Annotated in this window: 5 protein-coding genes; all 5 read left to right on the plus strand. The window is 31.6% G+C overall.

Features of this window, described 5'->3' with window-relative positions:
* Positions 1-46: 46 nt before the first annotated feature.
* The 5 genes from CLOBL_RS16240 (at position 47) to CLOBL_RS16260 (ending at position 6,097) form a co-directional block, all read left to right on the plus strand.
* The gene (locus CLOBL_RS16240; protein ID WP_077859995.1) at positions 47-2,152 is read left to right on the plus strand and encodes a polyribonucleotide nucleotidyltransferase; all 2,106 of its coding nucleotides are present in this window, start codon (positions 47-49) and stop codon (positions 2,150-2,152) included.
* 49 nt (positions 2,153-2,201) lie between these two features.
* On the plus strand, positions 2,202-3,509 hold the full coding sequence (locus tag CLOBL_RS16245) for a pitrilysin family protein (protein WP_077859996.1): 1,308 nt from the start codon (positions 2,202-2,204) through the stop codon (positions 3,507-3,509).
* A gap of 219 nt (positions 3,510-3,728) precedes the next feature.
* Entirely contained in the window at positions 3,729-4,010 is a 282-nt protein-coding gene (locus CLOBL_RS16250; protein ID WP_009169181.1) for a YlmC/YmxH family sporulation protein, read from the plus strand.
* Between the two features lie 16 nt (positions 4,011-4,026).
* Positions 4,027-5,223, plus strand: coding sequence for an aspartate kinase (gene dapG, locus CLOBL_RS16255; protein ID WP_077859997.1), 1,197 nt, complete (start codon positions 4,027-4,029; stop codon positions 5,221-5,223).
* A 163-nt stretch (positions 5,224-5,386) separates the two neighbouring features.
* Positions 5,387-6,097 carry an ATP-dependent Clp protease proteolytic subunit gene (locus CLOBL_RS16260; protein ID WP_077859998.1) on the plus strand — a complete coding sequence of 237 codons (711 nt, stop codon included), beginning with the start codon at positions 5,387-5,389 and terminating at the stop codon, positions 6,095-6,097.
* Positions 6,098-6,320 lie beyond the last annotated feature (223 nt).

Below are 6,320 nucleotides of genomic sequence, written 5' to 3' on the forward strand. Positions count from 1 at the left end.
CATGAAAATTATAATAATCAGATGAACCTAAGGGAGGTCATGAATTATGAGTAATGTTCTAACGACTGAAATCGCTGGAAGAGAATTGAAAGTTGAGTTCGGAAAAGTAGGTATGCTGTCAAATGCAGCAACATTTACTAGCTATGGTGACACAGTAATTTTAACAAATGTTAATGCATCACCAGAGCCAAGAGAAGGAATAGATTTCTTTCCATTAAGTGTTGAATATGAAGAAAGATTATATGCAGTAGGTAAAATACCAGGTGGATTCATTAAAAGAGAAGGAAGACCATCAGAAAAAGCAATATTAAATGGTAGAGCTGTTGATAGAACACTAAGGCCTCTATTTCCAAAAGGATACAGAAATGATGTTCAAGTTGTTACTACAGTTGTATCCGTTGAAAAAGATAACTTACCAGAAATCTTAGCCATTAACGCAGCGTCACTTGCATTATGCCTTTCAAGTATTCCATATACAATCCCAGCTGCAGCAGTCCAGGTAGGGCTAATAGATGGCAAATTCGTTACAAATCCAAATACTGAAGGACGAGAAAAGAGTACTCTTCACTTAACAGTATGTACTACAAAAGAAAAGGTAATGATGATTGAAGCTGGCGGGCAGGAAATACCAGAAGACACTATGATAGATGCTATTAAATATGGTTTTAATGAATGTCAAAAAATCATTGCATTCCAAGAAGAAGCGATGGCTAAGTTTGGAAAGAAAAAAGATGAACCAGTTTTATATGCTGTAGACCCAGAAGTAGAAAAAGATGTTAAAGAATTTGCATCTGATATGATTAAAGAAGCAATGCACATCATGGATAAAGATGAAAGAAATGCGGCAGTAGATGCAGTATATGAAAAAGTTAATGAAGAATTTGGTGAAAAATACGCTGAAAAATCAGGTGATATAAAAGAAGTTCTTTACACTATGCAGAAGAAAGTTGTAAGGCACATGCTTCAAAAGGAAAAGAGAAGACCTGATGGAAGAGCTTTTGATGAGATTAGACCACTTGGATGTGAGGTCGGAATATTACCAAGAACACATGGTACAGGATTATTCAGAAGAGGATTAACTCAAGTAATGACTGTTGCAACACTTGGATCTATAAGTGAAATTCAAATATTAGATGGAATAGATGAAGCACAATCAAAGAGATATATCCATCATTATAATTTTCCTGGATACAGTGTTGGTGAAGTAAAACCATTAAGAGGACCAGGAAGAAGAGAAATTGGTCATGGAGCGTTAGCAGAAAGAGCTCTTGAACCATTAATTCCTTCAGAAGAAGAATTCCCTTATACAATAAGATTAGTTTCAGAAGTTTTAAGTTCAAATGGATCAACTTCACAAGCATCAGTTTGTGGATCAACACTGGCATTATTAGATGCAGGTGTACCAATTAAAAGACCAGCAGCTGGTATTGCAATGGGGCTTATAACATCAGAAGATTTAACAGAAGAAACTATATTAACTGATATTCAAGGAATTGAAGACTTCTTTGGAGATATGGACTTTAAGGTAGCAGGAACAACAGAAGGTATAACATCAATTCAAGTTGATACTAAACTTCAAGGGTTCAGTTTTAATGTAGTGGAAAATGCTATAAGAGATGCAAGAAAAGCTAGACTTACTATAATTGATAAGATTAATGAATGTATATCTGCACCAAGGACAGATGTGTCATTATATGCACCAAAGACTCAGACAATGAGTATAAATCCAGATAAGATAAGAGATGTAATTGGAGCTGGTGGTAAGGTTATAAATAAGATAATACAAGATACAGGTGTTAAAATAGATATTAAGGAAGATGGAACTGTATTTGTAAGTTCAACTGACCATGAAGGTGTTAATCAGGCTATTAAGATAATAGAAGGTTTAACTAAGGAAGTTAAGGCAGGAGAAGTTTACTTAGGAAAAGTAACTAAGATAACTACATTTGGAGCATTTGTTGAAATCTTACCTAGCAAAGAAGGATTAGTTCATATATCTAAATTAGCTAAAGAAAGAGTAAACAAAGTTGAAGATGTGGTATCTATTGGAGATGAAATTTTAGTTAAGGTTACAGAAATTGATAACCAAGGTAGAATAAATCTTTCAAGAAAAGACGCTTTAGTAGAACAAGAAAATAAAGAAGATAAATAAAGGGCAATTAATTGCCTTTTTTTTAATCAAGAAGGAGGGCAAGTACAAAATGTATAACACATATACCCTTAAAAATGGTTTGAGAGTCGTAACTGAGAAAATAGATCATTTAAAATCAATCAGTGTTGGAGTTATGGTACAAAATGGTTCGAGAAATGAAAGCCCAGAAGTGAATGGAATATCTCATTTTATTGAGCATATGTTCTTTAAAGGAACTGATAAACGAACTTCGAAACAAGTAATGGAAGACATAGAAAATGTAGGTGGACAGATTAATGCTTTTACAAGTAAAGAAGCAACTTGTTATTATATAAAGGCATTGAATACACATTTGGATTTATCATTAGATGTTTTATCTGATATAATATTAAAAGCTAAGTTTGATCCAGAGGAAATAGAGAAGGAAAAAGGTGTAGTAATTGAAGAGATAAATATGAGTGAAGATTCACCAGAAGATGTTTTAGATGATGTTCATTCAAAAGTGACTTTTGGAAATACATCCTTAGGATATCCTATTTTAGGAACTATACCTTTAGTTAAATCATTTACTAGAGAAAAAATATTAAATTTTATAAGTGAAAAATATACACCTTATAATTCTGTAATATCAGTATGTGGTAAATTTGATGATAAGGAACTTGAAGATTTAATCAATAAGTATTTTGGCGGATGGAAAAGTAAGCATGAATATAAACCCGAATATGATGAATCAGCAATACAAGTTGGCTCTTCATATGCAAAAAAAGAAATTGAGCAGTTGCACATTTCTTTAGGTTTAGAAGGATTGCCATACGGTGATGATAATAATTATTCCTTAGTGTTGCTTAACAATATATTTGGAGGCGGGGCGTCGTCAATTCTTTTTCAAAAAGTTAGAGAAGAACTTGGACTTTGTTATTCTATAGCATCTTATCTGCAGCCGTTTCAAACAGTGGGTACGCTGAATATATATGCTGGTTTGAATAGAAATTATGGTGAAAAAGCTTTAGAGGTTATAGATAAGGAAATTTCACTATTTAGTAAAAATGGAATAACAGAAAGACAACTTGAAATAAATAAAGAAAAAATTAAAGCTAATTATATTCTAGGTCTTGAAAGCACTAGTTCAAGAATGTTTTCTAATGCAAAGGCATACCTCTTTAGAAATAATATAAAGAGCCAGGAAGAAGTAATAAAAAAGATAGATGAGATAAATAAAGATAATATTCAATATGTTTTAGATAGATGTTTTAAAAAGGCAGTTTTAAATGCAGCTTATGTTGGGCAGGATGTAGAATACGAAAAATTAGACTCTATAATATTAAAAAATTCAAGGGCTTATGACAATACTAAGTATAGTAATAAGCTCAATGTATAAGGTATATTAGAAAATAATAAATCCTAAGATTATTCTAATCAGCCCTATAATTAAGCATTAGCGTAATCTATTAAGAAATAGTTATGAGCTGGTTATGTTTCTTCATAGAAGGCTGTACATCTCGTTAGAAACTAATTATTTCACTCCATATGCTTAAATATGTAATAAAAAGCCTCCTCCTATCATATTATTTTATGAGTATTGAAGGAGGTTTTTATTATGAGTGAAGAAAAAAAGGTTAGATATTTAAGTGATATAGAACGATATGAGCTTATAAACATAAATGATGGAGAAAAGTATGATTATTTATTAAACAACGATTTAATAATAGATGATGAAGGCAATTTTAAATACTTAATAGTTAATTTAAACGGTGGGAAATTTAACATTTTCAGCAGCAAAGATTTCTTAGAAATTCCATGGAATTGTGTAAAAAAGATTGGTGCTAAAACCATCATATTAGATGCTGACGATGAAGTAATTAAGAAAGTTAAACTGTAAATTAGGAGGAAATTCAATGAAAATAGTTGTACAGAAATTTGGAGGAACTTCAGTATCAACTGAAGAAAGTAGACAAAAAGTTATTGAGAAAGTTAAAACTGCTATTAAAGATGGATATAGCCCTGTTTTAGTTGTGTCAGCCATGGGGAGAAAAGGACAGCCTTATGCTACTGACACATTATTATCATTAATAGATGATAAGTTTAAGAATACAAATAAGTTAGCTCAAGATTTACTTATGTGTTGCGGAGAAACTATAAGTTCTGTAGTTATGAGTAATGATTTATATAGTGCTGGAATTGATGCAATGCCACTTACTGGCGGACAAGCGGGAATATTAACTGATAATAATTTTACAGATGCTGCTTGCATTGAAGTTAAGCCTAAGAAAATTTTAGATTTAGTATCACAAGGAAGAGTGCCAGTAGTAACAGGATTTCAAGGGATCACAGAAAATGGCTATGTGACTACATTAGGCAGAGGAGGAAGTGATACGACAGCTTCCATTTTAGGCGTTGCTCTTAAGGCTTCTGCTATAGAAATATATACTGATGTAGATGGTATTATGACAGCTGATCCAAGAGTGGTTGAAAATGCTAATCTGATAGATGTTATAAGCTATAATGAAGTATTTCAATTTGCAGATAAAGGAGCAACTGTAATTCATCCAAAGGCTGTAGAAGTAGCTATGGAAGGAAATATTCCTATATTAATTAAAAATACTATGAGTAATTCTAAAGGAACTTTAATTAATAATTTTGGTGATAAAGGCAACGATAAGATAATGACAGGTATAACAAGTCAAAAAAATAGGATTCAAGTGTCTATTAAAGCTTCTGATAATGAAGGGAATATTAAATATAAGAATGTATTAGATTTAGTAGCAGCAAACAAAATAAGCTTGGATTTGATTAATATATTTCCCAAAGAACAAATTTTCACTATAAATGAAAAAGATAAAGATGTTTTAGAAGAGATTTTAAATAATGCAAATTTAAAATATAACCTAATTGAGAATTGTAGCAAAATAGCTGTTATTGGAGCTAGAATGAAGGGAATACCTGGTGTAATGGCTAAAATTATAAATGCTCTAAATGATAACAATATAGAAGTATTGCAGACAGCTGATTCACATATGACAATATGGTGTTTAGTTCACTCTAAGAATGAAAAAGAAGCAATAAATGTTTTACATAGAACCTTTAAACTTTAAGATATAATGATAATTAGATTTATAACTCATAATTGATTAAATTATTCTTGAAAGAAATAGTGTGCTTGAATGTAATAGTCAATCTTTAATATGTATTGATAAATGAATAAAATACCTCCTAATGTACAAAATAAAAAAAGTACAATATAGGAGGAATTATAATATGAGTAATAATCTTTTGAATAATGATAATCCAGATAAAGATGAAAATAAATCAGAGGCACAAGATAAGATAGAAAATGTGAAGGAACTTGGAAACACAAATTTAGCGGCTCCTAATAAGAGAATACAAGTTTTGTCTATAATAGGGCAAATAGAAGGACATTCTGTGCTTCCACCTCAAACAAAGGCTACGAAATATGAACATATTATTCCCCAGTTAATAGATATAGAGCAAAATGAAGAAACTAAAGGTCTGCTTATAGTGCTAAATACTGTTGGAGGAGATGTTGAAGCGGGTTTAGCTATTGCTGAAATGATACATAGTATGTCTAAACCAACTGTATCGATTGTGATTGGCGGAGGACATTCAATAGGAGTACCTCTTGCAACTTCATCTAAATTTTCGTTTATAACTCCATCAGCTACAATGATAGTTCATCCTGTAAGAATGAATGGTTTTGTAATAGGTGTAGCACAAACATTTGAATATTTTAAGAAGATGCAGGAAAGAATAAATGAATTTATAGTAAGAACATCTAATATGAAGGAGGAAACATTGGAAAAATTCATGCTGCAGACAGATAATTTATTAAACGATGTAGGGACTATGCTGATTGGAAAGCAGGCCGTAGATTGTGGACTTATTGATGAAGTTGGTGGTATACATGAGGCACTAGATAAGCTTAATGAGCTTATAGGGGAAGAAGAATAACTTGTTTAAGTATATGAGATAAATAAAAAATTACTGATGTGATTATATATTTTATGTCAGAAAATAAAGCATGTTTCTCTTGTAGCACTGGCTATTAAGGCACAATCAAATAAATATCCAGTCCATCTGTTAGCCTATTTCCCATCAAAGGAAGCTCGACTCACATATGCTCGCTGAGTACTCACAGAGTAAGCGACCATCATCAAATCATAGATTTGAGATG

Source organism: Clostridium sp. BL-8 (assembly GCF_002006495.1).
GTDB lineage: Bacteria > Bacillota > Clostridia > Clostridiales > Clostridiaceae > Clostridium.